This window comes from Bradyrhizobium sp. A5 (assembly GCF_042076515.1).
GTDB lineage: Bacteria > Pseudomonadota > Alphaproteobacteria > Rhizobiales > Xanthobacteraceae > Bradyrhizobium > Bradyrhizobium cosmicum.
The window spans coordinates 3,699,964-3,720,262 of the sequence record NZ_CP148990.1 but is presented as its reverse complement, the minus strand read 5'-3'; the positions used below and the strand labels follow the sequence as shown (position 1 = coordinate 3,720,262).

General features: G+C 61.9%; 37 protein-coding genes and 1 tRNA gene. 22 read left to right on the top strand and 16 right to left on the bottom strand.

Translation table 11 applies throughout. The features are described from left to right. Positions 1-35 precede the first annotated feature (35 nt). Both WHZ77_RS17880 and WHZ77_RS17875 read right to left on the bottom strand, forming a co-directional pair. Positions 36-695: an oxidoreductase gene (locus tag WHZ77_RS17880; RefSeq protein ID WP_375309141.1), complete on the bottom strand. Its 660-nt coding sequence runs from the start codon at positions 693-695 to the stop codon at positions 36-38. A 185-nt stretch (positions 696-880) separates the two neighbouring features. Further along, the gene (locus tag WHZ77_RS17875; RefSeq protein WP_375309140.1) at positions 881-1,348 is read right to left on the bottom strand and encodes a MarR family winged helix-turn-helix transcriptional regulator; all 468 of its coding nucleotides are present in this window, start codon (positions 1,346-1,348) and stop codon (positions 881-883) included. A 54-nt stretch (positions 1,349-1,402) separates the two neighbouring features. Between WHZ77_RS17875 and WHZ77_RS17870 the strand changes: the two genes are divergently transcribed. From WHZ77_RS17870 to WHZ77_RS17860, 3 genes are all read left to right on the top strand, one after another. Next, complete coding sequence (locus tag WHZ77_RS17870) at positions 1,403-1,771, top strand: VOC family protein (protein ID WP_375309139.1); 369 nt, start codon at positions 1,403-1,405, stop codon at positions 1,769-1,771. A 180-nt stretch (positions 1,772-1,951) separates the two neighbouring features. Next, positions 1,952-2,152, top strand: a complete 201-nt coding sequence (locus WHZ77_RS17865) for a hypothetical protein (RefSeq protein ID WP_375309138.1) — start codon at positions 1,952-1,954, stop codon at positions 2,150-2,152. Further along, positions 2,152-2,430, top strand: a complete 279-nt coding sequence (locus WHZ77_RS17860) for a hypothetical protein (RefSeq protein WP_375309137.1) — start codon at positions 2,152-2,154, stop codon at positions 2,428-2,430. The genes WHZ77_RS17865 and WHZ77_RS17860 overlap by 1 nt, the downstream gene beginning before the upstream one ends. Positions 2,431-2,486: 56 nt before the next feature. Here the strand turns inward: WHZ77_RS17860 and WHZ77_RS17855 are convergent, their stop codons facing one another. Next, the gene (locus tag WHZ77_RS17855) at positions 2,487-2,687 is read right to left on the bottom strand and encodes a hypothetical protein (protein WP_375309136.1); all 201 of its coding nucleotides are present in this window, start codon (positions 2,685-2,687) and stop codon (positions 2,487-2,489) included. 497 nt (positions 2,688-3,184) lie between these two features. On the opposite strand from WHZ77_RS17855, the gene WHZ77_RS17850 reads away from it, so the two are divergent. Further along, a complete protein-coding gene (locus tag WHZ77_RS17850) occupies positions 3,185-3,352 on the top strand; it encodes a hypothetical protein (protein ID WP_375309135.1) in 168 nt (55 codons plus the stop codon). Between the two features lie 42 nt (positions 3,353-3,394). On the opposite strand, the gene WHZ77_RS17845 is transcribed toward WHZ77_RS17850, so the two are convergent. The 3 genes from WHZ77_RS17845 to WHZ77_RS17835 all read right to left on the bottom strand — a co-directional run bounded on the left by WHZ77_RS17845 (position 3,395) and on the right by WHZ77_RS17835 (position 4,783). Next, complete coding sequence (locus WHZ77_RS17845) at positions 3,395-3,889, bottom strand: hypothetical protein (RefSeq protein WP_375314753.1); 495 nt, start codon at positions 3,887-3,889, stop codon at positions 3,395-3,397. A 349-nt stretch (positions 3,890-4,238) separates the two neighbouring features. Beyond that, positions 4,239-4,415, bottom strand: coding sequence for a hypothetical protein (locus WHZ77_RS17840; RefSeq protein ID WP_167527508.1), 177 nt, complete (start codon positions 4,413-4,415; stop codon positions 4,239-4,241). Positions 4,416-4,480: 65 nt separating this feature from the next. Further along, complete coding sequence (locus WHZ77_RS17835; protein ID WP_375309134.1) at positions 4,481-4,783, bottom strand: hypothetical protein; 303 nt, start codon at positions 4,781-4,783, stop codon at positions 4,481-4,483. Positions 4,784-4,978: 195 nt separating this feature from the next. Here WHZ77_RS17835 and WHZ77_RS17830 point away from each other — a divergent pair, with 195 nt between their 5' ends. Both WHZ77_RS17830 and WHZ77_RS17825 read left to right on the top strand, forming a co-directional pair. Next, on the top strand, positions 4,979-5,155 hold the full coding sequence (locus tag WHZ77_RS17830; RefSeq protein WP_375309133.1) for a DUF3606 domain-containing protein: 177 nt from the start codon (positions 4,979-4,981) through the stop codon (positions 5,153-5,155). A 456-nt stretch (positions 5,156-5,611) separates the two neighbouring features. After that, positions 5,612-5,821, top strand: coding sequence for a hypothetical protein (locus WHZ77_RS17825; RefSeq protein WP_375309132.1), 210 nt, complete (start codon positions 5,612-5,614; stop codon positions 5,819-5,821). Positions 5,822-5,969: 148 nt separating this feature from the next. On the opposite strand, the gene WHZ77_RS17820 is transcribed toward WHZ77_RS17825, so the two are convergent. After that, positions 5,970-6,113 carry a hypothetical protein gene (locus WHZ77_RS17820; protein WP_375309131.1) on the bottom strand — a complete coding sequence of 48 codons (144 nt, stop codon included), beginning with the start codon at positions 6,111-6,113 and terminating at the stop codon, positions 5,970-5,972. A 106-nt stretch (positions 6,114-6,219) separates the two neighbouring features. On the opposite strand from WHZ77_RS17820, the gene WHZ77_RS17815 reads away from it, so the two are divergent. Then, complete coding sequence (locus WHZ77_RS17815) at positions 6,220-6,414, top strand: hypothetical protein (protein ID WP_375309130.1); 195 nt, start codon at positions 6,220-6,222, stop codon at positions 6,412-6,414. A gap of 287 nt (positions 6,415-6,701) precedes the next feature. Beyond that, the gene (locus WHZ77_RS17810; protein ID WP_375309129.1) at positions 6,702-6,995 is read left to right on the top strand and encodes a hypothetical protein; all 294 of its coding nucleotides are present in this window, start codon (positions 6,702-6,704) and stop codon (positions 6,993-6,995) included. Positions 6,996-7,104: 109 nt separating this feature from the next. On the opposite strand, the gene WHZ77_RS17805 is transcribed toward WHZ77_RS17810, so the two are convergent. Continuing rightward, complete coding sequence (locus WHZ77_RS17805) at positions 7,105-7,290, bottom strand: hypothetical protein (RefSeq protein ID WP_015686278.1); 186 nt, start codon at positions 7,288-7,290, stop codon at positions 7,105-7,107. Positions 7,291-7,607: 317 nt separating this feature from the next. On the opposite strand from WHZ77_RS17805, the gene WHZ77_RS17800 reads away from it, so the two are divergent. Beyond that, on the top strand, positions 7,608-7,904 hold the full coding sequence (locus tag WHZ77_RS17800; protein ID WP_007591377.1) for an HU family DNA-binding protein: 297 nt from the start codon (positions 7,608-7,610) through the stop codon (positions 7,902-7,904). 315 nt (positions 7,905-8,219) lie between these two features. Here WHZ77_RS17800 and WHZ77_RS17795 read toward each other — a convergent pair whose 3' ends face one another. Continuing rightward, positions 8,220-8,438 (bottom strand): hypothetical protein, encoded by a 219-nt coding sequence (locus tag WHZ77_RS17795; protein WP_375309128.1) that lies wholly within the window; start codon positions 8,436-8,438, stop codon positions 8,220-8,222. Between the two features lie 279 nt (positions 8,439-8,717). Between WHZ77_RS17795 and WHZ77_RS17790 the strand changes: the two genes are divergently transcribed. From WHZ77_RS17790 to WHZ77_RS17780, 3 genes are all read left to right on the top strand, one after another. Beyond that, positions 8,718-8,855 carry a hypothetical protein gene (locus tag WHZ77_RS17790; protein WP_375309127.1) on the top strand — a complete coding sequence of 46 codons (138 nt, stop codon included), beginning with the start codon at positions 8,718-8,720 and terminating at the stop codon, positions 8,853-8,855. Positions 8,856-9,113: 258 nt separating this feature from the next. Then, on the top strand, positions 9,114-9,239 hold the full coding sequence (locus WHZ77_RS17785; protein ID WP_375309126.1) for a hypothetical protein: 126 nt from the start codon (positions 9,114-9,116) through the stop codon (positions 9,237-9,239). Between the two features lie 326 nt (positions 9,240-9,565). After that, positions 9,566-9,763 carry a hypothetical protein gene (locus tag WHZ77_RS17780; protein WP_151650354.1) on the top strand — a complete coding sequence of 66 codons (198 nt, stop codon included), beginning with the start codon at positions 9,566-9,568 and terminating at the stop codon, positions 9,761-9,763. Here the strand turns inward: WHZ77_RS17780 and WHZ77_RS17775 are convergent. Continuing rightward, positions 9,760-9,885, bottom strand: coding sequence for a hypothetical protein (locus WHZ77_RS17775; protein WP_375309125.1), 126 nt, complete (start codon positions 9,883-9,885; stop codon positions 9,760-9,762). The two genes, WHZ77_RS17780 and WHZ77_RS17775, sit on opposite strands and share 4 nt — an antisense overlap. Before the next feature lie 71 nt (positions 9,886-9,956). Continuing rightward, positions 9,957-10,187, bottom strand: coding sequence for a hypothetical protein (locus WHZ77_RS17770; protein ID WP_375309124.1), 231 nt, complete (start codon positions 10,185-10,187; stop codon positions 9,957-9,959). Positions 10,188-10,468: 281 nt separating this feature from the next. Here WHZ77_RS17770 and WHZ77_RS17765 point away from each other — a divergent pair, with 281 nt between their 5' ends. After that, positions 10,469-10,756, top strand: coding sequence for a hypothetical protein (locus tag WHZ77_RS17765; RefSeq protein WP_375309123.1), 288 nt, complete (start codon positions 10,469-10,471; stop codon positions 10,754-10,756). Between the two features lie 67 nt (positions 10,757-10,823). Here the strand turns inward: WHZ77_RS17765 and WHZ77_RS17760 are convergent, their stop codons facing one another. Beyond that, positions 10,824-10,988 (bottom strand): hypothetical protein, encoded by a 165-nt coding sequence (locus tag WHZ77_RS17760; RefSeq protein WP_014495457.1) that lies wholly within the window; start codon positions 10,986-10,988, stop codon positions 10,824-10,826. Positions 10,989-11,275: 287 nt separating this feature from the next. Here WHZ77_RS17760 and WHZ77_RS17755 point away from each other — a divergent pair, with 287 nt between their 5' ends. The 4 genes from WHZ77_RS17755 to WHZ77_RS17740 all read left to right on the top strand — a co-directional run bounded on the left by WHZ77_RS17755 (position 11,276) and on the right by WHZ77_RS17740 (position 13,691). After that, positions 11,276-12,037 (top strand): NAD-dependent deacetylase, encoded by a 762-nt coding sequence (locus WHZ77_RS17755; RefSeq protein ID WP_375309122.1) that lies wholly within the window; start codon positions 11,276-11,278, stop codon positions 12,035-12,037. Positions 12,038-12,235: 198 nt separating this feature from the next. After that, a complete protein-coding gene (locus WHZ77_RS17750; RefSeq protein ID WP_375309121.1) occupies positions 12,236-12,898 on the top strand; it encodes a cold-shock protein in 663 nt (220 codons plus the stop codon). Positions 12,899-13,045: 147 nt separating this feature from the next. Next, on the top strand, positions 13,046-13,528 hold the full coding sequence (locus tag WHZ77_RS17745; protein WP_375314752.1) for a DUF192 domain-containing protein: 483 nt from the start codon (positions 13,046-13,048) through the stop codon (positions 13,526-13,528). Positions 13,529-13,614: 86 nt separating this feature from the next. Next, a tRNA-Pro gene (locus tag WHZ77_RS17740) sits at positions 13,615-13,691 on the top strand. A gap of 49 nt (positions 13,692-13,740) precedes the next feature. Here WHZ77_RS17740 and WHZ77_RS17735 read toward each other — a convergent pair. Further along, positions 13,741-13,962 carry an RNA-binding protein gene (locus tag WHZ77_RS17735; RefSeq protein WP_375309120.1) on the bottom strand — a complete coding sequence of 74 codons (222 nt, stop codon included), beginning with the start codon at positions 13,960-13,962 and terminating at the stop codon, positions 13,741-13,743. Between the two features lie 277 nt (positions 13,963-14,239). Between WHZ77_RS17735 and WHZ77_RS17730 the strand changes: the two genes are divergently transcribed. Continuing rightward, positions 14,240-14,614: a hypothetical protein gene (locus WHZ77_RS17730; protein WP_375309119.1), complete on the top strand. Its 375-nt coding sequence runs from the start codon at positions 14,240-14,242 to the stop codon at positions 14,612-14,614. Between the two features lie 748 nt (positions 14,615-15,362). Beyond that, on the top strand, positions 15,363-15,557 hold the full coding sequence (locus WHZ77_RS17725; protein ID WP_375309118.1) for a hypothetical protein: 195 nt from the start codon (positions 15,363-15,365) through the stop codon (positions 15,555-15,557). Between the two features lie 36 nt (positions 15,558-15,593). Here WHZ77_RS17725 and WHZ77_RS17720 read toward each other — a convergent pair whose 3' ends face one another. Next, entirely contained in the window at positions 15,594-15,992 is a 399-nt protein-coding gene (locus WHZ77_RS17720) for a translational machinery protein (RefSeq protein WP_375309117.1), read from the bottom strand. A 175-nt stretch (positions 15,993-16,167) separates the two neighbouring features. After that, positions 16,168-17,346 carry an OpgC domain-containing protein gene (locus WHZ77_RS17715; protein ID WP_375309116.1) on the bottom strand — a complete coding sequence of 393 codons (1,179 nt, stop codon included), beginning with the start codon at positions 17,344-17,346 and terminating at the stop codon, positions 16,168-16,170. Positions 17,347-17,607: 261 nt separating this feature from the next. On the opposite strand from WHZ77_RS17715, the gene WHZ77_RS17710 reads away from it, so the two are divergent. The 3 genes from WHZ77_RS17710 (at position 17,608) to WHZ77_RS17700 (ending at position 19,135) form a co-directional block, all read left to right on the top strand. After that, positions 17,608-17,913, top strand: a complete 306-nt coding sequence (locus WHZ77_RS17710; protein WP_375309115.1) for an ETC complex I subunit — start codon at positions 17,608-17,610, stop codon at positions 17,911-17,913. A 201-nt stretch (positions 17,914-18,114) separates the two neighbouring features. Then, positions 18,115-18,615 carry an Lrp/AsnC family transcriptional regulator gene (locus WHZ77_RS17705; RefSeq protein WP_375309114.1) on the top strand — a complete coding sequence of 167 codons (501 nt, stop codon included), beginning with the start codon at positions 18,115-18,117 and terminating at the stop codon, positions 18,613-18,615. A gap of 223 nt (positions 18,616-18,838) precedes the next feature. Continuing rightward, on the top strand, positions 18,839-19,135 hold the full coding sequence (locus tag WHZ77_RS17700) for a DUF3551 domain-containing protein (protein ID WP_375309113.1): 297 nt from the start codon (positions 18,839-18,841) through the stop codon (positions 19,133-19,135). 66 nt (positions 19,136-19,201) lie between these two features. Here the strand turns inward: WHZ77_RS17700 and WHZ77_RS17695 are convergent, their stop codons facing one another. Next, complete coding sequence (locus tag WHZ77_RS17695) at positions 19,202-20,230, bottom strand: AraC family transcriptional regulator (RefSeq protein WP_375309112.1); 1,029 nt, start codon at positions 20,228-20,230, stop codon at positions 19,202-19,204. Positions 20,231-20,299 lie beyond the last annotated feature (69 nt).

Genomic DNA, 20,299 nt, shown 5'->3' with positions numbered 1-20,299 from the left:
TGTGCGTGAAGGCCGTCCGTTCGGCTCAGATTGCTTCACGTCCGAAGCAGTGCGGCCATCTCCTTCCAATGATAGATTCGTACTTTCTCCGTTTGATGTCGTGTGGCATTGGCGATGGCGTGCGCGATCTCGTTGCCGGTGAGCCCGCGATACCGGTCGGCTGGGCCAGCGAGCAGCGGATTGAGAACGCTCCATATCGCGATGAAGAGCCGCTCACGCGGGCGGTCTTCATCGCGCTCGCCCAGGATCATCGACGGGCGGAAAATATGCGTGTGGTCGAAATTGAGCGCCCGAATGTCCCGCTCCACCTCACCCTTGGTCCTGACATAGAACACGCCGGAGCCGGCGTTGGCGCCGACCGCCGTGACCAGAAACACCGACCGCGCGCCGTTTGCCTTGGCGATCTCGGCCGCCCGCAGCGGATAATCATGATCGATCTTGTAGTACTCAGCCTCGTCGGGCGTGTGCTTGCGCGTCGTTCCCAGCGCGATGAAGATCTCGTCCGCGACCAGTTGCGGCTTCAGCGCGGGCAGGGAGGCGAGATCGCCGATCAGCACCGTGAGCTTCGGATGGTTCAGCGCGAGCGGCTTGCGAACCACCGCAATGACCCGCGAATAGTCGGGGCTGTTCAACAGGTCTTGCAGCAAATGCGAGCCGATGAAGCCTGTGGCGCCGAAGATAAGTGCAGTTTTCATTCAAGCCGCCGTTTAGTGTTGATTGTCTGATCGCCTGTTGAGGGCCAGAAGAGTCGGTGGTCGAAGGCAGTTCATCTGGGAATTACGGTGCACTCAATTGACGGTGTCCGCGAAGCGTTGACCGAGCTGCGCGGCCGGCAGGGGCGACGTCAAATGAATGGAATGCACTGTCTATCCGTAACTCTTCAGACTTTGGAACGGTCGTCGGCGCTCTCGAGCGCCTTGGCGCAGCGACGGAGTAAGCTGCCAAGTAGCTTGGCTTCTTCAGGATTCAGGTTCGAGAGCATTTGACGCTCGACCGTATCGGCCGCAATCGCCCCCGCCTGCACAGCTTTGCGTCCGGCCTTGGTCAACTCGGTCACGATGATCCGTCCGTGGACCGCATGAGGGCTGCGCACGATCAGGCCCGCCCGCTCGAGATTGACTAGAATCCCCTGCATCGTTTGAGGCGTTACGAACGCGGAGCGTGCCAGGGTAGCGTTGGAAATGCGTGGGTTTGCGGCAACTGCCTGCAGGACCGCGTTCTGCGGGGCTGAGATGCCAATCCCAGCGAGCTCGGCGTCAAGTCTCTGTCGCAGCAAGTGTTGCGTAATTTTGAGACTATAGCCGATCCAGCCACCCTCGGCATCCGGGTCCATTTTTGACGTTGACATATAAGGGACCTGATAATAAATATAAGGAGCCTTATATTACATTGGAAAGCAGCCATGACAACGATTTTCGGCCCCGACTTCCTCGCGCTACAAGTCCGCAACCTCGAAGCGTCGGTCAAGTTCTACAAGGATGTGTTCGGCTTCGAGGCTGAAGCCAAGAGCCCCCCCGGCGCGGTGCTTTTCAGAACCAAGCCGATCTCGCTCGCGCTGCGAGAGCCACTCCGTCCGCTTCCTGAGACAGGCCCGCTCGGCGTAGGCATGTCGCTTTGGGTTGGTTGCGAGGACGCCAACGGTCTTCACGATCTGATTGTGAACAAGGGCGGCGCAATCCTCAGCCCGCCTAACGACGGCCCATTTGGACGCTTCTTTGTCGCGCGCGACCCTGATGGCTACGGCATCACTTTCCACACCGCTCGCGCCTAGGTGAACTGGCGCTTCGCCGTGTTGATTTACAGATTACGGCGACAGTGCACTCAATTAACGGTGCCGCCCATTCATTGACGAAGCGGCGGGGCTAACGGGATGGTGAATGCACAGTCCTGCAATCTAGTTCATGGTCCTTAGCCCAATTGAACCGTGCTGGAGCTGTGGCGACTAAACGCCATGGCCGCTGTCTTCGCAGAACTGTTGTTTTACCTCGTCAAAAGTCTCGTCGGTGAGTGCCTGAGACAGGCTGCATTGGCCGTTTGCGCGTGGCTCGATACGAAGGTCCGCGGCCGCACGGCGAGGTTCGCCGTGGGAGGCCTTCTCGGGCTCGCCGCCTTTATCCTCATTCCTGTTGTCGCCGGGCTGTTGGGCTTGTGATGCTCTCCGTGAAGGCGAACCTCATCATCGCATTGGCTATCGGGGCGATCATCTCGGCGGTGCTGCTCGCCCTGGAGCCGGTCACCGACTACGCTGTTCTGTCGTGGGAGGGGCCTGGCATCTCGGCGGCGTATTTGTTCTGGGGGGCAGCCGGGGGCTCCTCCTTCGTCGGGATTGCCATTTGCTGGGTCGTGAATGCGCTCACCTATGGTCTCAGTGCTTTCGCCATTCTCATCGTTCTCGGTGCTCTCAGGCGGCAGGCCAGGTCGACGACTTGAGACGTGCGGATTCGCTTGGAGCTCATAAACCGATCCGGCCGACGGCGTCAGATAAATCAGGATACCGCGGGTGGCGGGACAGCGATTCCGGTCTCATTGTCAGGCTGGCAGGGCTGAATGGTGTACCCGTCTTCCAGGACTGTCTTCCCATCGACAATGTCAACAAGGCCGGCTTCATCGGCGTGAGTCCAGACGTCTTCCTCGGTGGGGAATTCCTTGCTGAGCTTCTGGTCGTCTTCAAATAGTGCGTAGGGCATGTGAGTTCCTCTCCCGAGAGAACGCCTTGAGCGAGGGGCGGGTTCATGCGCACGGACTCCCTCATTCGTCAATCGTGACCGTCCGCGAAGGGGTAGGCGGGCGTCCCTTAACTGTGAACACAGCACTGAAGGGTTGAAGGCACGCCTTAACGGTATCGTTTGGTCGGCGACGAAGGGAGGGCGTGAGAGGAGCTGTTTAATGAGTTGTTTCGGAGATGGGCTTGGTCTTTTTCAGAGGATCGAGCCCGTCGCAAACAATGCATTGAAGCTCGGTCTTGCCGTAAAGGCCGGGCACCGGGATTGTTCTTTTGCCGCACCGCAGGCAACGCGTGACTTTGTCCATGAGGGCTCCTTTTGCGCGCTAACGGATGTCGGGAGCCAGGGTTCCATAGGAACAGCCACCACTATCGCAACTTGACCCGGACGGTTTCCTCCCGCCGTCCAACTGCGCGCGGTTTCTTCAATCTTTGGGGCCGCGCGCTTTTCAGGAGAACGATATGCCGACAGAGCCGATCAATGGTCGCGAGCCCGAACTGTCTGAAGACGATATCCAGCGCCAACAGCTGGGGCGGCGTGGCGTGCCGGGAAAAGAAAGCCCCACCAAGATGACGCCGCAGCGGGAAAAGAAGACACCTGGGAATGTCGATCCCGGGCACACGGCATAACCTCGCGCTTGGATTGGAAGGTGAGATGGTGGGTTTGCCGCTCTACCGCTTCAAGCCTTCCTTGCTGCGCCTTGCCTCCTCAGCCTCGTCCACGAGCCTCAAGGCGGTCCCGTCGTAGCTCAGCTTCAGTCCGCGGCCGACGATCCAGATCCATCCCTCGCGGGCGTCCCGGGTCGGCTGGGCGTTGAACTGGTCGGAGATCGATTTGACGGCGGTCTCTTGCGGGCCCGGATTGTTCAGCTCCGCGGTGACGCGCCGGATCGGGTGCCTTTCGTCGACGTCGTCGCTGTCGATCGTGACCCGGGCGCCGTCGACGGCGCATTCGAGGGTACGGGAGTCGCGAAGCTGGCGGCAGCGGTAGCGGCGTTGCGTGACGAGCTTGGTGGTCTCCTCGAAGGTCATCCCGGGCGAAAAGCCGAGGATGTCGGATTTCTTCACGAGAGTGAGCGACGCAGGCTTCAGGAAGCCCGGCTGAATCGCCACGAGGGCGGCAATGACAACAATGACCAGGCCGGCGATAACAATGGCAATCTTCATCAGTCCCTCGCGCAAGACATCCGACCTTACAACAGCCGGAGCATCGCGCCAGTCGGGTTTGGGCGTGAACGGCATCGACGCGCTGACGGTGCGTTGAATCGACGCCGTGCGTTTACGATCGGAGGAAGCGCGCGCCGAGACGGTTGGGGAGGGCGCGGCGTGTGGAGCTGGAGCTTGCTTCTGCAACGCATCCTTCGAGACGCCCGCCTGCGGCGGCCCCTCAGGATGAGGTCACGTTGTGCGGCCGGATATCAGAACCGGATTCAACGCTGACCGACCCCTAGACATGAAAATCTCGACATGAAAAACCGCCCCTGACATGGCCAGGGGCGGTTTTCGAAAAGTCGGTCTAGTGACCGGTGCCGGGCTTCGTCGTCTTCGGCGCCTTGCCGTCCTCGACTCGGCCTTCGTTGCGGAGGTCACGGCCTTCCTGAGCCTTCTTCTGGCTCTCGGGGGACTTGCCGTGCTCGTACAGCTCTTCCTTGACGAAGCCGGCGGCTTCCTTGGCTTTGCCTTCAACGCTCATTGCAATCTCCTTATTTGGAGATGAGACAATGCGTGTGAGGGCCGGGCGTTCCTCGTCGTCTGTCGCTAGGCTGCGATGCGCTGCTCGATGGGAGCCGTCAAAATCTTGAGCGCTTGCGCGTGTTGCAGGTCGGGAACCGCGATGGCCGTGTGGCTGTAGGTCGCATGTGTCCGTGATTTCGCGATCCCGTCCAGGATCTCGCCGCCCTTGATGACGTGGAGGCCCATGCCTTCCTCGGAGGGGAAGATCGCCAGCACGACATCATAAGCCGTGATGACGGACCTCAGCGCTCCAGCCTTGTCCTCGGCGACATCGACAAACACGCGAACGTCTGCTGCGAGTTCGCGCAGCTCATGAAAATCCAGCACTGTGGGGTACTCCAACGCAACGATACTGACAGAGAGCTTGGAGCCGTTGGGTTACTGAAGTCTGAACAATGCGTGCCGGGCCACAGGTTTCACGATGAGATGTGGGCAGGTAAATGAGACCGGGTGCCCGCGCTGCGTGACGACTGAACCAAACAGGCCCGCAATCGTTAGTTGTTGACGACAATTGGAGGGGCAATGCCCGACGATCGCGGCAGACGAGATCAAACCCGTATCGATCTCGGCGAGGACCACCAGGTCAGGTACTGGTGCGAGAAGATCGGTTGCACTCGGGACGAATTGATGCATGCGGTTGCCCAAAAGGGCGTCATGTCCGAGGACGTCGCGAACTATCTGAGGCGGACGAAGCGCTGACGAGGCCGGCGTTGACTTGCGCAAGCATTCAATTGGATCGATTGTGCACCGGATTTGATGTCCACCGGACAATCCCCCTCGCATTGTGAGCTGTAAGAAACAGCTTGCGATGCGGGTCCGATCGAAGATCGCGGCATCACCGCACAGCAGCGGGCGTCGATCGGTGATGGAGAGCGGGCTCTCCGCCTGCGTCAGGGCGAAGCACCATGATGATGTTTTGCAGACCATCGTGCCCAAAGTGCCAGACAACCACCATGCTGGCGCGTATCACCCCGGGGCCCTCGGGCTTCGACATCCGGCATTCGCGTGCCCGGCGTGCGACCAGGTTCATCAGACCGCCGAACTAACTGATCCCATGAGATCTGTCGCGATCAATGGCTGGCAATTGACGGCGCCGACGTAAGGACCGCAGCGAGAGCGGGAGGAACAGCCGGGCCGGCGCGGCGTTCGTCTGTCATGACCGAACCACTCCCGCTTATCATCGAGAGCTCACTTCAGATCGCCTGGGACTTCCTGGAGCGATCGGGCGAGATCACCGATCCGCAGCAGACGGCTGAAATTCTTCTGGGAAGCATCAAGACCCAGATCCTGAAGGGAGAGAGCCGCACGCTTATGCTGTCCAACAGGGCTATCGCTGCCGTCGAGCAACGCCGAAAGGCTGCCTGAGTTGGCGGCGTGAGCCGGCCGCAGAGGCGCACGGCGTGTGACGGTATCCGGCGCAGGCCCGCGCGATCGTGTCACACGGCGAACATCACATATGTCATGAGGATGATCGCGACGCTGATACCCACCATCGCGATCAAGAACCGGCCCATCAGTCCCGGTCGTCCACTTCTGGCTTGAGCTGGGGCGGGGTGTGGCCGAGCTCGATCTTTTGAGCCAATTGGGCTCGTTCCTTGTCCGCAGGCTGATCTTCTCCGCGGACGCGTGTGATCCCGTGGTCTGATGTCTTGGTCATGTGACCTCCTGACGACCAAGCTCCGGCGCCAGACGACGTTCCAAAACAAAGCCGTCCCAGCGACCGCGTCACGGGAACTCTGGTTCCATCCGCGACGTTAGTGTGCATGGAAACGATTGAAAAGATCATGCAGGCGTACGGGATGATGGTGAACCTGACGTCCGAGCAGAACGACGCCGCCCGCCAGCGCCTTGCGGTGTTTCTCGCCGACAAGTCCGAAGACGATTCCAACCTGACGATCGAGGGTTTGAAGTTTCTCCGTGGCGACCGGGTGGCAAGGACACGGCGTGCGAAATCCTGACTGCAGGATCTGTCGCGGTCTCGGCTGGGTTTGCGAGAACCATCCCGACAAGGAATGGTCGCGCGAATTCGGCTGCCAGTGCGGGGCAGGGATGCGGTGCGCGTGTCAGGGGATTCAGATAGCAATCGTCGAGCCCGGCATTACCGACGTGAGCGAGCAATCGCCCAAGCCGAAGGCTTGACCGGCTCGCCGCGCTGATGGGCACTTATTAATGTCGAACGGCGACTTCGCCAGCAACCTATCCAACAGGCGCCCGTTGCCATGCTGGTATCACGAAAGGAACCAGTATGAACAAGGCAGCACTTATCGCCGCGACGATCGCAGCGCTCGGAGCGACCGCCATTGCCGCGCCGGCAGAGGCGAGGGGCGGCCGCGGATTCGGTGGAGCCGGAATCGGCCTCGGCATCGCTGCCGGCGCACTCGCAGCCGGGGCCTACGGCGCGTACGGTCCGGGTTACGGATATGGCTATGGCCATGGTTACTACAGGCCCCGGCACGTCTACGCTCCGGGTTATGCCTACGGCCCCGGATATGGCTACGAGCCGGGCTATTATCGACCGCGCTATTACCGCGCTTATTGATCTCAAAAAGCCCGGATCGCTCCGGGCTTTTTCTTTGGCCGCAATTGCTTCACTTGATGAGTCTCTCGACCGGTGACTTTGCAGAAGATTCTGCAAGTCGCTTTGCGGATTACTTGGCGTAACCCTGCGAGCGGAGCCACGCGATCTTGCGATCCCCGTTCATCCAGTCGTCGGCATCAGCCTTGCTGGTGAATCCCGTGATTTCACGCTGCTCGCTGCCGGGATAGTCCGCCAGGATTTTCCAGTCGCCATCGGCGATCCGGACCGCTCTAAACGTCACTTTTGTTTTTGCCATGCCTCACTATGCAGCAATTGCTTGCGAAAGAGAACCCGCTTTGGCGATGCGGGCGTCATCCTGTCTGGCGGCGAACCGGCAGAACCCTCTCCACTCATTGCCGAATCGATGCGCGGGATGCCCCGGCAGACGCTGCTACCAGCGGCGAAACAGCCGGAACTCCCGTCAAACTGCGGCTTGCGTTTTCGGCCTTGATGGGTTCTAAGCCCGGTGACTTCCCGACCGTTGGCACGACCACAAAGCGCGCTGCGCGGCTTTGTCGCGTGCCCGGCCGTCATTTCACAGCGCGTGCGCACCCCATCCAGAGGACTTCAGACATGGCGAAGATGACCAAGACTCAATTGATCGATGCAATTGCCGAGGGCACGCAGTTGTCGAAGAACGACGTGAAGTCGGTCATCGAGTACATGGCGACGGTCGGATACAAGGAGCTCAACGAGTCCGGCGAGTTCGTCATTCCCGGTTTCGTGAAAATGTCGGTCGTGAACAAGCCGGCGACCGAAGCCCGCATGGGCGTCAATCCCTTCACCAAGGAGCCGATGCAGTTCGCGGCCAAGCCGGCGAGCAAGTCGGTCAAGGCCTCGCCGCTGAAGGTTGCCAAGGACTCGGTCTGATCCGGATCGATCGCGCGCCGTCTGCATGCCAAGGGGCACGCAGACGCGCGGGGCGGTGCCCGCAAAAAGCGAAAACCCCGCCTGGGGGGAAGCGGGGCTTTCTGATGGGGTGAAGCCTGGGGGAAGCTTCAGATATAAGACGCCCCAGCGCGACAAAGGTTCATCCGCCCGCCGCCAAAAAGAGAAAAACCCCGCGCGGGGGCTGCGGGGTTCTTCAAAGCTGAAGGTCGCGTCGCACAACCGCCAGCACCACTGAAATCTCCCTGACAATGCCGATGCGGGCATTTCGTTCCGCGCATGAAGCGCGGGATCGCATCACGCGGTCACGTCGACGATGGCCGGTGTCTCGACCGCGCGCTTGCGCCAGACGATGAATTCCGTCTTTGCATTGAGCCATTCATATTCGCCGCCGCGGGCCTTCAGATGCTCGAGCGCCGCGCCTTGCGCCGCCTCCTCGTCGGCCGCCTCGACGATGATCTCGACCGTCTCCTCGATCTGCCGAACGACCTCGACCGCGTAGAATTTTCTTGGCATCTGAACCACCCTCGGCACCGGTAACGGGCAGGGGGAGCAAGGCGTTCCATGCGAGGTGGGGCAGGGCGATCGCATAGAGGATCCAGAATCGCGCGGCAAAGCGCGACCTCGTCGTGAGGGCCACCGCAGGCGGGCGCCGCGAAGGATGCCGCAGGCAAGCTCCCCGCCACGTCTCTCTTCATATGCGATCGCCCGGGAAATCACGCGCAGGGGACTGGACTTTTTGTTCTCATTTTGTTCTAGTGAGCCCTCATCTTTGGAATCTCTGCGAGGTGACTCATGACCGTCGAGAAACAGCGTGAAGTGATCAGGCTCTGGAACCAGCTCAGGAAGGTCGAGGGGCCGGCCGCGGAGGAGCTCCGCATCCAGATTCTCGAATGCTTCTCGGAGAAGGGCAAGACGAAGCGGGCGGCGTGAGGAGCCTCGGCGAACGCCGATGGCGGGCGGCCGTCGGCAAGCGCGATGCGTTGCGCAGCTTCATCGATCGTTAGGAATTGCTTCGCGCCGATTTTTCCGACTTCGATTCGTTCTTTGAGAACGAAGTGGAGTCGGATGCAGAACAAGCCGTGGCTTCTGTGTCGATACGGGACGTTGCGGCTCCAGCGATGCCTGCGTGATTCCTCGCACAGTCCCGTCCTCGTGCCATCGTTATGCAGTGGGGCGAGGGAGAGCGACATGGATGCGTGCTGGTTTCTCGCCGAGATCGCCAAAGTGTTCTGGTACGACAGGCATCCGCGGCTGCGCAAAGGCAAGCCGTCGGTGCCGCAGGTGCCGCCGCCAAAGAGCGATGACGCCAGGTGAACGCGAAACGGGATCGCAACATGGGATCGCGCGTGCGTTCACGATCTTTCGCGATGACTCGTCGCCGCGCGCGATCCTCATGTCTTTTTAAGAGCTGCTCCGCATCGGTTTTTCGATTCCGATTCGTTCTTCGAGAACGAAATGGAGTCGAAGCTGGAACAAAGCCGGTCGCTCGCGGCGCGCGCAACTCCTAACCAAAACTTGCGCGAAAGCCGATAAGCCTATTCGGTTAGGTTAAAAGCCCAATCGCGTTGCGCTTGCTGCGGGTTGGAGTAGGTGTCTGGCAAAGACAACCAAAAAACGGCTTTGCCAAGAAGCGATCTGCCATGACACCTTTTTCAGAACCGTCCTTCTATCAAGGCGACCGGCACACCTACCGCCGCGTCGCCATCGTCGGTACGCTGTTCTGTCTCGCCTTCGTGGTGATCAGCGTCTCGCTGCGGCCGCAGCTTGAGGACACGCGGGTCGCGGTCAAGGCCGACAGGCTGGTGCGCACGGCAGGCCAGGCGCCGCACGCGAACTAGCGCCCGCCGCCACAGATACGCTCGTCAGCGGAGACACCATCGGGCGCGGCGCCGCGGGTCGCTAGCGCGACGAAGCCGGCATAGCCGGACAAATTGAGTAAAACTTCGAGCCACACCGACATGATGGACCTCCTCTCGTGAAGGCCCGGTCAACGTGCGCGCGCAGCGCATGTTCCCCTGGCGGACGATCCGATCAAAGCGGGGTCGAGGGATCGAGCCGCCGGCCGAGGGTCGCAACGGATTCCGTGGAGGGCGTATCCTTGAGGAATTCGGCAATGGCCCGCGCGAGTTCGCCGTCGCTCATCGGTGTCGGCGGCGGGCGCAGCGAACCGACACCGAAACTGCGGACGATCTCGTCGTAGTGCGGATCCCTGTTTTTGGGAACCAGCGTGCGGATGCGGGCGAGCAGTGCGGATATCGGCAATGTGTCCTCCTCGGCGTCCGCCCAGTTGGCAGCCTTTGTCGTTTGCTGCCGTTTGCTCCCGTGAAACCAAAAACCCCGCCAGCACCGCGGAGGATGCTGACGGGGTCTTCGTGCTGTCGCCTGGCCGGATGGCTGCGGCTTCCGCACTTACGAGTGCAATCCAGGCGGCGTGATTTCGTTCCGCCTCCATCGCATTTTTTTGCCGGGGCGGGTTCCGCGAGCTGTGCGCAACCCTCGCAGGCTCCCCGCGTTGTCCCGGCGAGATGCGAAGGAGGACAATCATGAAGAAGACACTGGCAGTTCTGGCCACCGTCGCCGTTGGCGTCACCGCAATTGCGGCGCCTGCGCCCGCCGAGGCACGCGGTCGCGGCATCGGCCCGGGCCTCGCCTTCGGCCTTGCCGCCGGCGCGATCACCGCCGGCGCGGTCGCGGCGTCCCGTCCGTATGGTGGCTACTATGGTCCGGGGTACGGCTACTATGGCGGCCCCGCCTATTACAGCCCGGGTCCGTACGCCTATTATGGCGACCGACCGTACTACCGGCATCGCCACTATTATCGCCACTGGTAACCGCGAAGAATTGAAAAGCCCGGAGCGCTGCTCCGGGCTTTTTTCATGCGAGGCAATAAGAACCGTCTTACGGCCACAGCGAAGGCCGTTCCACCTTGCGCGCGTTGTCGAGCGTCGAGACGAAATACTCTTCGCGCTCGCGCTGGAATTTTTCCTGGGTGGCACGGAAGGCGGCGACACGGGCGGCGATCTCTTCGCGTTCGCGGATCTTGCGTTGTTCATCCTCTGTCATGTGAATCCCCTCTACACCTGAGTATGTGCACTACCGAACTCAAGCTCTGCCGCCGCAAATCACTTTGAGTCGCATTCAACACATGCATTGGCGCTTCTGATTGGGGCGTCAATGGGGAGGAGGCATTGCAGGATTGTGATAAGCGAAGGTCGGAAGAAATTGTCGCCCATGATGTGATTCACATTTGCCCGTCTTGCCTCGCGCTTCTTTTCGCGGTGGATAAGAGCGTCAACAATCTTGTCGCTTGCGCATCTTGCCGCTAGCGCGAACCAAATCGGGAGACCGCGATGATTGCATCGGATCTTCGCAGCGGCGTCGAACGGCTCGGCGACATGATCGCCGAAGCCAAGACCATCGTGCCGTTCACCGGCGCCGGCATCTCGACCGAATGCGGCATCCCCGACTTCCGCTCGCCGGGCGGAATTTGGACGCGCTACCGTCCGATCGAGTTCGGCGAGTTCGTCGCCAGCCAGGATGCGCGCGACGAATCCTGGCGCCGCCGCTTTGCGATGGACGAGGTCTTCGCGGCGGCGAGGCCCGGCCGCGGCCATCGGGCGCTGGCCTCGCTGTACCGCGCCGGCAAGATCCCCGCGGTCATCACCCAGAACATCGACAATCTGCACCAGGCCTCCGGCTTCGCCGCCGAGCACGTGATTGAACTTCATGGCAATACAACTTACGCGAAGTGCATCGGATGTGGGCAATCCTATCCGCTCGACTGGGTGAAGCAGCGGTTCGACCAGGACGGCGCCGCGCCGAACTGCACGACGTGCGACGAGCCGGTGAAGACGGCGACGATCTCGTTCGGCCAGATGATGCCGGAGGATGAAATGCAGCGCGCGACACTGCTGTCGCAGGACTGCGATCTCTTCATCGCGATCGGTTCCTCGCTCGTCGTATGGCCGGCGGCGGGGTTTCCGGTGATGGCGAAGAACAACGGTGCACGTTTGGTGATCATCAATCGCGAACCGACCGATCATGACGACATCGCCGATCTCGTCATCCGCCACGACATCGGCGAAACCCTCGGGCCCTTTGTCGGCAATTGAGGCGTCAGTTTGATTCGCGGGCGTGCAAGCTGTTCATAGGTTCCGGCGAATCTCTTTTTTGTCTATGCGTCGCAACCGGGAGTGTTATCTTTTGAGTCGGAAGATTCGCGTCGCGTCGAATTGAGAACATTCTCTAAAGACGCGTGATTCGACGCCGCCAATCAGGCGGGTTGCATGGAATGTGTGGGGTCCGGGGTTATGGGGTCGTCGGACGGATTTGAGTCCAAGAAGCTCGGGGTTCCCGGGCAGGGCGCATCGCCGGGGCGGGTGACGCCCGGCGAACACGGCGGCGCCGGTCGCGATGGTGTGCTCAGTCCCTTCAGTGGACTTGGCGAGGCCAGCGCCAATCTCGTCGAGGTCCACGGCGTCATCAAATGGTTCGACGCCTCCAAGGGCTACGGCTTCGTCGTTCCCGACAATGGCTGGCCCGACGTGCTCCTGCACGTTACCGTGCTTAGGCGCGACGGTTTCCAGACCGCGTATGAGGGCGCCCGCATCGTCGTCGAGTGCATCCAGCGCGCCAAGGGCTACCAGGCGTTCCGCGTGGTCTCGATGGACGAGTCGACCGCGATCCATCCGGCGCAGATGCTGCCGCCGCGCACCCATGTCACGGTGACCGCGACCAGCGGGCTCGAGCGGGCCCAGGTCAAATGGTTCAACCGGCTGCGCGGCTTCGGCTTCCTGACCTGCGGCGAGGGAACGCCCGACATCTTCGTGCACATGGAGACGCTGCGCCGCTTCGGCATGACGGAATTACGGCCCGGCCAATATGTGCTGGTCCGCTTCGGGCCCGGCTCCAAGGGCATGATGGCGGCCGAGATCCATCCCGAGACGGGATCGCCGGGACTTTCGTCCCACTAGCCGGTCGCCGTCGTGCGCATTCGCCAGTTCCCGCAATCGTGAGCAGAGGCGCGCCGGCGAGCTGGCGCGCCTCTTTCTTTTCCGGCGACCGCCGCGTAAGGACTGTCGCAGTCCAACGCCCCGAGTGCACTTCCGATGCGTTTTGCCATCAATCCTGACCGAGATGCCGTCTGGTCCGTAGCAAAGGGCTGGCTTGCCGCAATCCTCGTCATCGTCTTTGCCGTCGCGAGCGCGCCCGTCGGTGCCGCCAGCTTCCAGCCGCTCGAGATCGTCACCAGGAACGGCGTGCAGGTGTTCTCGGTGGAAATCGCCACGACCGAGCAGGAGAAGCAGACCGGCCTGATGCACCGCAAGGAACTGGCCGACGGCAAAGGCATGCTGTTCGACTTCAATCCCGAGCAGGAGGTGTCGATGTGGATGAAGAACACCTATGTCTCGCTCGACATGATCTTCATCCGCGCCGACGGCCGCATCCTGCGCATCGCCGAGAACACCGAGCCGATGTCGACCAGGATCATCTCGTCCCAGGGCCCGGCCCGGGCCGTTCTGGAAGTGGTGGCGGGAACGGCGCAGAAATACGGCATCCGTCCCGGCGACCGCGTCGGCCACCCCCTGTTCGGCAGCAAGTAAGCGCCCAACAAGACCCCAAATAAGATCCATGGGCGAGCCTTGCTGGCCGCTTTGGAAGCGTGTATCGACGGGGCTCGCCGGACATTCGGGGTATAGCGCAGCCTGGTAGCGCGGCAGTTTTGGGTACTGCAGGTCGTTGGTTCGAATCCAGCTGCCCCGACCAGTCCCGGCTCGATAGCCCAAGGTTGCGCTCGGGGCTTTGAGGCTCGACCTCAGAACAACAACCAACCCGTAAGGCGCCAGGCGATCCAGGCGAGGGCGCCGATCCAGCCCAGCATCGCAATTCCGGCCACGCCAAGCCCGCAGAGCGCGAACAGCGAGTTTCCACTCTCCGGTGTGTCCTGGAGTTTCTCAGTCGTATCAATCTGACTCACAGCATCCCCTTGCCTTGCGGCCTGCTGTTCATTGGTCTCCGCTCGCTCGTGAAAATTCACCGCCCGTGCTCCTGCTCACACGGACGTGAGACGAGATGACTGTCCATCCATCGCGGGCGACCGCCGGATGCGGCCGCGCGCGGCTTCCCCGGACAGGTGGGAAGAAGCGGCAACTCGCGGCGGGGTGATTGGTTGCTGTCCCGGGAGCGGGAATGCGCGCTGCATCGATGCTTTTTCGCAGCTGCGGCGCGCCTGCTTCGGTCAGCCGCCGCGTTGAAGGGAGAGCCGGGCGCGCGATCGGCGCGATGCCCGTGGTTTCCCTGCGAGCGAGGCTTTCATGTCGATCAGTGCGATTGCATCATCCAGCGCGGCCGTGACGGCTTCGACGTCCCAGCCGACGGCAACAACGTCATCTTCGGTGGCATCGTCGACGTCAGCCACATCGGAGACGTCAGCGGCCTCATCCTCGCAATCGGCGGACGGCAGCTCTGGCTCGGGCGGCGGTGGCGGCTCGACCAAAACCATCGTCAGCGAGGTCTCCATCACCATCGACGGCGTCACCACCACGACGATCACCTATTCCGACGGCACGACCGAGGTCGAGACCTCTGCGAGCGCACAAGCCAGTCAAGGCAATCAGACGGGACAGACCTACAACGCGCGCGGCGCGCTCGGCGGCGATGCCCAGACCACGTCCGGCGCCGGCGTCTGAGCGGGTCTCCATTGCAGGGCGGACTGAGGCGTCCCGGCATGCGTGTGTTCCCCGCCTGAAGCCTGAGCGCTTGTTCTGGTGGCAACGCCACTTCTGCGCGATATTTCAAGGGATTATGGCCGGCGGACTGGCGCAAAATTGCCAAAACCGATCGAACCTTTGGCTGTCGCTGCAGACCAATCAGTATTGGGGATTTCAGCGCCCAATACCTAACGGACGCCGCCAAGCGATGATATTCCGCTTGCGCGGCGTTGCGCTTTTTGAAGGATCAGTTCGTTGCGTACCAGCCGAACGGAAACGGCAGGAACGGCCAGACCATCTGGTTGTCGTTGGCTGCCCTGGGGGCCTCCTGGACGGACATCCTGATGAGTGGAGCAGGCGGCGTCGATCGCACCGCCAAGCGTAGCCATGCACACTGCAAATTCATTGTGGTCGTCCCGGTCCCGTCAATTCTTTTCAAAAATGTCAGTTCAAAATCCGGCGTCAGTTCAAAATCGCTGCACGCCCAAACGGCGCGCTCATTCTCAAATCACGCATGTATTCTAGAAAAATCGACGCGGGCTTTCAACCGGTCTGGCCGGCTGTACACGGGAAGTAAGGTTGACCGGTTAGGTTAAGGGCGAGCGGTTGTTGCGGCCGCTTTGGCGGCTGCTATCAGATCGGTCCCGGCTCGCGATGGCTGCCTGAAATCCGTGCCCACACAGCAGCACGGTTCGTCGCGGCGCTCGTATCCTGTGAGTTCTGCGTCATGTCTTTCGATCGCAACGTCCGAACCGTCAGTCGGCGGTCGAGCTGGACCGAGATCTGGCATCTCTGGACCGTGGTCCTGCCGCGCCGCTCGATCAACGGGCAACTCGTCTATGGCAAGGTCTGGCGCCGCCATGACGGCCGCGACTGGATCTACAAGAAGTTCACGGAGTTCGACAGCGAAGAGGCGGCCTAGAAGACCGCCTCGTCTCAATCCGGCGCTGCTCGCAGGCTATCCCGGAGCCTGCACGCGCGGCAGCGGCAATTTGAAATGCCGTTTCGCATAGGCGACGATTTCGTTGTCCGAAGGATGATCGGCTGCTTCCACCGCGACGATCCGCTTGGCGATGTCGGGCGCGTGTGCGCGAATGTGGCTGGCGAGCTCCGTCTTCGCGCTTGCCGGTCCGATGATCAGGACTTCGCCGGCATCGGCGAGGGCTTTGGTCACGTCGGTGTAGAACGCCTTGTCGGGCGCGGCATGACCGCTGCCGATCTCGTTGGCCTTGTGATGAAGATGACGCGTTGCCAGTTGCGGATGCAGCGTGACTTCGTCGGAGCCGTTCAAGCCGAGATGAAAGATCTTGGCCTGGGAATGGTCGATCCAGACCACGGCATGAAAATGAGAGGGCATGTGTTTGGGCCTTGTCTACGGGGAGGACGCCGACATTGATGTGGCGGCGCATGTCGGGCCGACACTATTCCCGCCGGCGGCCCTTCTGGTTGACGCAGGTCAATCCGATCCCGGACCAACCGAAAACGGTACGGCCAACCCAACGACGCGCCTGGAGGGCTGGCGCGTCGCGGGCTCAGGCGGCCTTGGCGGGCGAGGCGGCCGCCGGCTTGGCCGGCGGCGGCTTCAGCGGCTTGTCCTGCTTCTTCGACCACGAGATATAGTAGGCGACCGTGGTCATGATCGCGATGCCGGCGACGCTGACGAAGATCTGTGCCAGCAGCGAGCCCGAGCTCATCGACAGCTCGAAATGGCCGACGAAGGACAGGAACACGCCGACGCAGAACACGGCGAGCGATTGCTGGCCGCAGACGATCAGCGGGTCGAACACTTTCCACTCCAGGCCCGGCCACTCCTTCGGGACGAAGCGGATCACCATGATCACGATCACGACGAAGTGGATGAAGCGGTAGGGCGCAAGGTTGGTCTTGTCGTTCGGGTTGAACGCCGAGAACAGCCATTCCGGGAACATGCCGCCGAGGGTCGGGAAGCGGCCGGCCATGGTCATGACCAGCGCGAACAGGAGATAGCCGAGGCAGAGCCACAGCGTGATCGGCGAGTTGATCACCGTCATCGAGCGCCGTGCCCCGCCCATCGCGCACCAGGCGCCGAACACGAACAGCACCTGCCAGGCATATGGGTTGAAATACCACTGGCCGGCCGGATAGGCGGTCAGGTTCAGGCCATAGTGGCGCGCGGTGAGCCACAGGACGATCGACAGCGCCATCGTCAGATCCGGCTTGCGCAGCATGAACCACAGCACCGGAGGAAACAGCCCCATCAGTACGATGTAGAGCGGCAGCACGTCGAGATTGAGCGGCTTGAAGCGCAGGAACAGGCCCTGGCGCAGCGTCTCGGTGGCGTTGTCGACGAGGCCGGCGACGTTGAACTCGTTGATCATCTCGGAATCGCCAAAGCGCAGCGCCAGATAGCTGATCGAGGCGATATAGATCACGAACAGGATGATATGGGCGACGTAGAGCTGCCAAACCCGCTTGGTGAGCCGGGTCGCGCCGACGATGAAGCCGCGCTCCAGCATCATCCGCGCATAGACGAAGGAGGCGGTGTAGCCGGAGATGAAGACGAACAGGTCGGCGGCGTCGGAAAAGCCGTAATTGCGGGTCGTGATCCAGTTCACGACGTTGTCGGGGATATGGTCGAGGAAGATCGCCCAGTTCGCGACGCCGCGAAACAGGTCGAGCCTGAGGTCGCGGCCTTTCTCGGGAAGGGTAGCGCTGATGTTCAGGAAGGCCATGCGAGGGGGCTTTCGGAGGGGGCGGTTACGCTGAGGTCGGCGAGGCGGTGCTGCCGGGTGGGGATCCCGGCGCGCGGAAGGCGGGTACGCAATTGTCACGGTGCAGCATAATGACTATACGGTCGGTGAGGCGACCCGGGGGCCGGAATCACTGATCAGTTCCCGAAAGGTGTCTCTATACTATCTATGCCCACGGTTTCCACCAACTGCCACCGTGACGCATCGAATTCGAACGAAAAGACGAAGAGGGCCGGACAGCCAATGACCGCACGCATTTTCAAGCCCGCCAAGAACGCGATGCAATCCGGCCGGTCCAAGACCAAGGAATGGCAACTGGACTACGAGCCGGAGCAGCCGCGCGCGGTCGAGCCGCTGATGGGCTGGACCTCGTCCGGCGACATGAAGCAGCAGATCACCCTGCGCTTCCATTCCAAGGAAGAGGCCGTCGCCTATTGCGAACGCAAGGGCATCGCCTACCAGATCATCGAGCCCCAGGATTCGATCCGCCGCCCGGTCGCCTATGCGGACAATTTCTCGTTTCGGCGCGGCGAGCCCTGGACGCATTGAGCCCAGCCAGACTCTATCGAGACGTCATGCCCGGGCTTGTCCCGGGCATCCACGTTTTGGGGCCGATGAAAGAACGGGGATGGCCGGGACAAGCCCGGCCATGACGACGGGAGCGGCTAATCGCCGAGCTCGCGAACCCTTGGCACCCATACCGCCGCGTGCTTCGCTGCCTCGCATGACACGACCATGACGAGGTGGGGGATGGCCGGGCGTGACCAGCTCGACGGCGTCGATCTGAAAATACTTTCCGAGCTGCAGCAGGACGGGCGGGTTCGCAACAACGAGCTGGCGCTGCGCGTCGGTGTGTCCGCGCCCAATTGCCTGCGGCGGCTGAAATCGCTGTTCAGCCGCGGCGTGATCCGGGCGATCCGCGCCGTTATCGACGAGCGGCGGCTGGGCTTTGAAGTGGTGTCGTTCGTCTCGATCCAGCTCGGCAGCCAGGCCCAGCCGGTGCTGGAGGCGTTCGAGAGCTCGATCGCTGCGATCCCGCGCATCCAGCAGTGCTGGCGGATTTCGGGCGACACCGACTATCTCCTGAAATGCGTCGCGCCGAGTGTCGAGAGCATGCGCCAGCAATTGCTGCATTTCGCCGCGATGCCGAACGTGAAGAACGTCCGCAGCTTCCTGGTGCTGGGCGTCGCCAAGGACGTGCCGCTTCCGTTGCAGGAGCTGGCGGCGTCGGCAACCCAGGCTATGCGGTAGAAACTCCGAATAAGGAAGGCGGCCCCTACGGGAATACAGTTTCGATTATTATGAAATAATTACTTAGTAACTCACTTAACTGTGACATGTGATTTAAACAGTCCTGCAATGCGCCTATCCGTGATTGCCGGAACCGGTGCGCCGCCTAGATGCAAGGAGTGACCTCAGTGTGCGTCGCATGCCGAGGACTCTTTTGTGGGACCCTGAAGCAGGAAAAGACAACATGACCTCGACCTCGAAGACGTTCGTCGCCTCCGCTGCGACGCTGTTTGCCTCTGCGTTTCTCATGATGAGCGCGCCGGCTGCCAGGGCCGACGATTACTGCATCACCAACGGCGCCCAGGCTGCGCATGGCTGCGGCTATCCGACGATGGAAGCCTGCCGGCAGGCGGCCGGCGGTATCGGCGGCTCGTGCTCGCAGGCCGGCGGCGCGAAGACCAACGATGCGCTCGCCTTCCAGCCGAAGCAGACGCAGTCGCGCACCAAGCTTCGCTCCGGCGGCCAGACCAACTCGAACTAAGTCCAATATCAGCGTAACGGTGCGGCCTCTGCGTTCGACCGCGGAGGCCGTACGCACTTGGATGGCTCAACGATACCGACCGCGAAACTCGCGTGGGCTGGCGCCGGTCCAGGTTCGGAATGCACGGGAAAAACTCTTCTCGTTGCGGAAGCCGGCGATCTCCGCGATGCGCTTGATCGGCGCACGTCCACGCATCAGCTCCTGCTTGGCGAGCTCGAACTTTGCCTCTTCCTTGAGATCGCGTAACGAGGTTGCTTCCTCGCGCAGGCGCCGATGCATGGTGCGGGTTGATAGCGCCAGCTCGCTTGCGACGTCCTCAGCACCGAGACTGCGGCCCCGCCCGTTGCGGAGTACGCGGCGAACGCGCTCCACCAGCAGGCGGTCGCGCCTGTAAGGCAGCACTGTCAACCGCAACGCGCCCTTCAGCATGCTGTCGAGATCGGCCGCGCTGCGCGTGAGCGGCAGGGACAGATAGTGCTTGTCGAACACGATGTGGGCCCCCGTCGCATCAAAACTCAAGCTCTTGCAGAAGATGGTCGGATAGACCGAGACGTGGCCGGGCTCGGCAAAGGGAAATTCCGCCGCGCGGAGCGCGATCGCGGAATCGACTGCCCAGCACGAGAAGCCGAGGACATAGCGGAGCAGGGTGACCAGGCAGAATTCGCGGAGAGCTCCGAGGTCGCGCTGCTCGCGAATGGAGATGGTCGCGGTCTCGTCGCCAACCGCGAGCTCGAACAGCACGTCCTCGGTCAGCAGACGATGATGCCGGCACCAGCGCTTGAGCGCGACTTCGAGATTGGGCGCCGTGATCGAGGCGCGGCAGAGCATGCCGTAGGTTCCCCAAGGCAGCCGGCGCGAGAACCAGCCGAGCGCCTCGTCGTCGAGCTCGCGCATGGCATGGCCGGCCAGCGCTTCGAACTGGGCCGCCGTGACCCGCCCGTCCCCGGATTGAACGAGATCTTCGCTGACTTGGCCCTTGCCCAGGGCCTCGGCCGCGTCCCGCCCGTAGCGGGCATAGGCAGCGACCACGCCGCGGACGAAGGCGGCGGGGGTCATGGCGCGGCGGGGCGTCGCGGTTGCGGCTTGAAAAGTCATGAAAAATCCTCGCCAAACTTGGCGGAAAATGCAACCTTTTCGACGGCCAAGGCGCCCGGACGGAGGTAG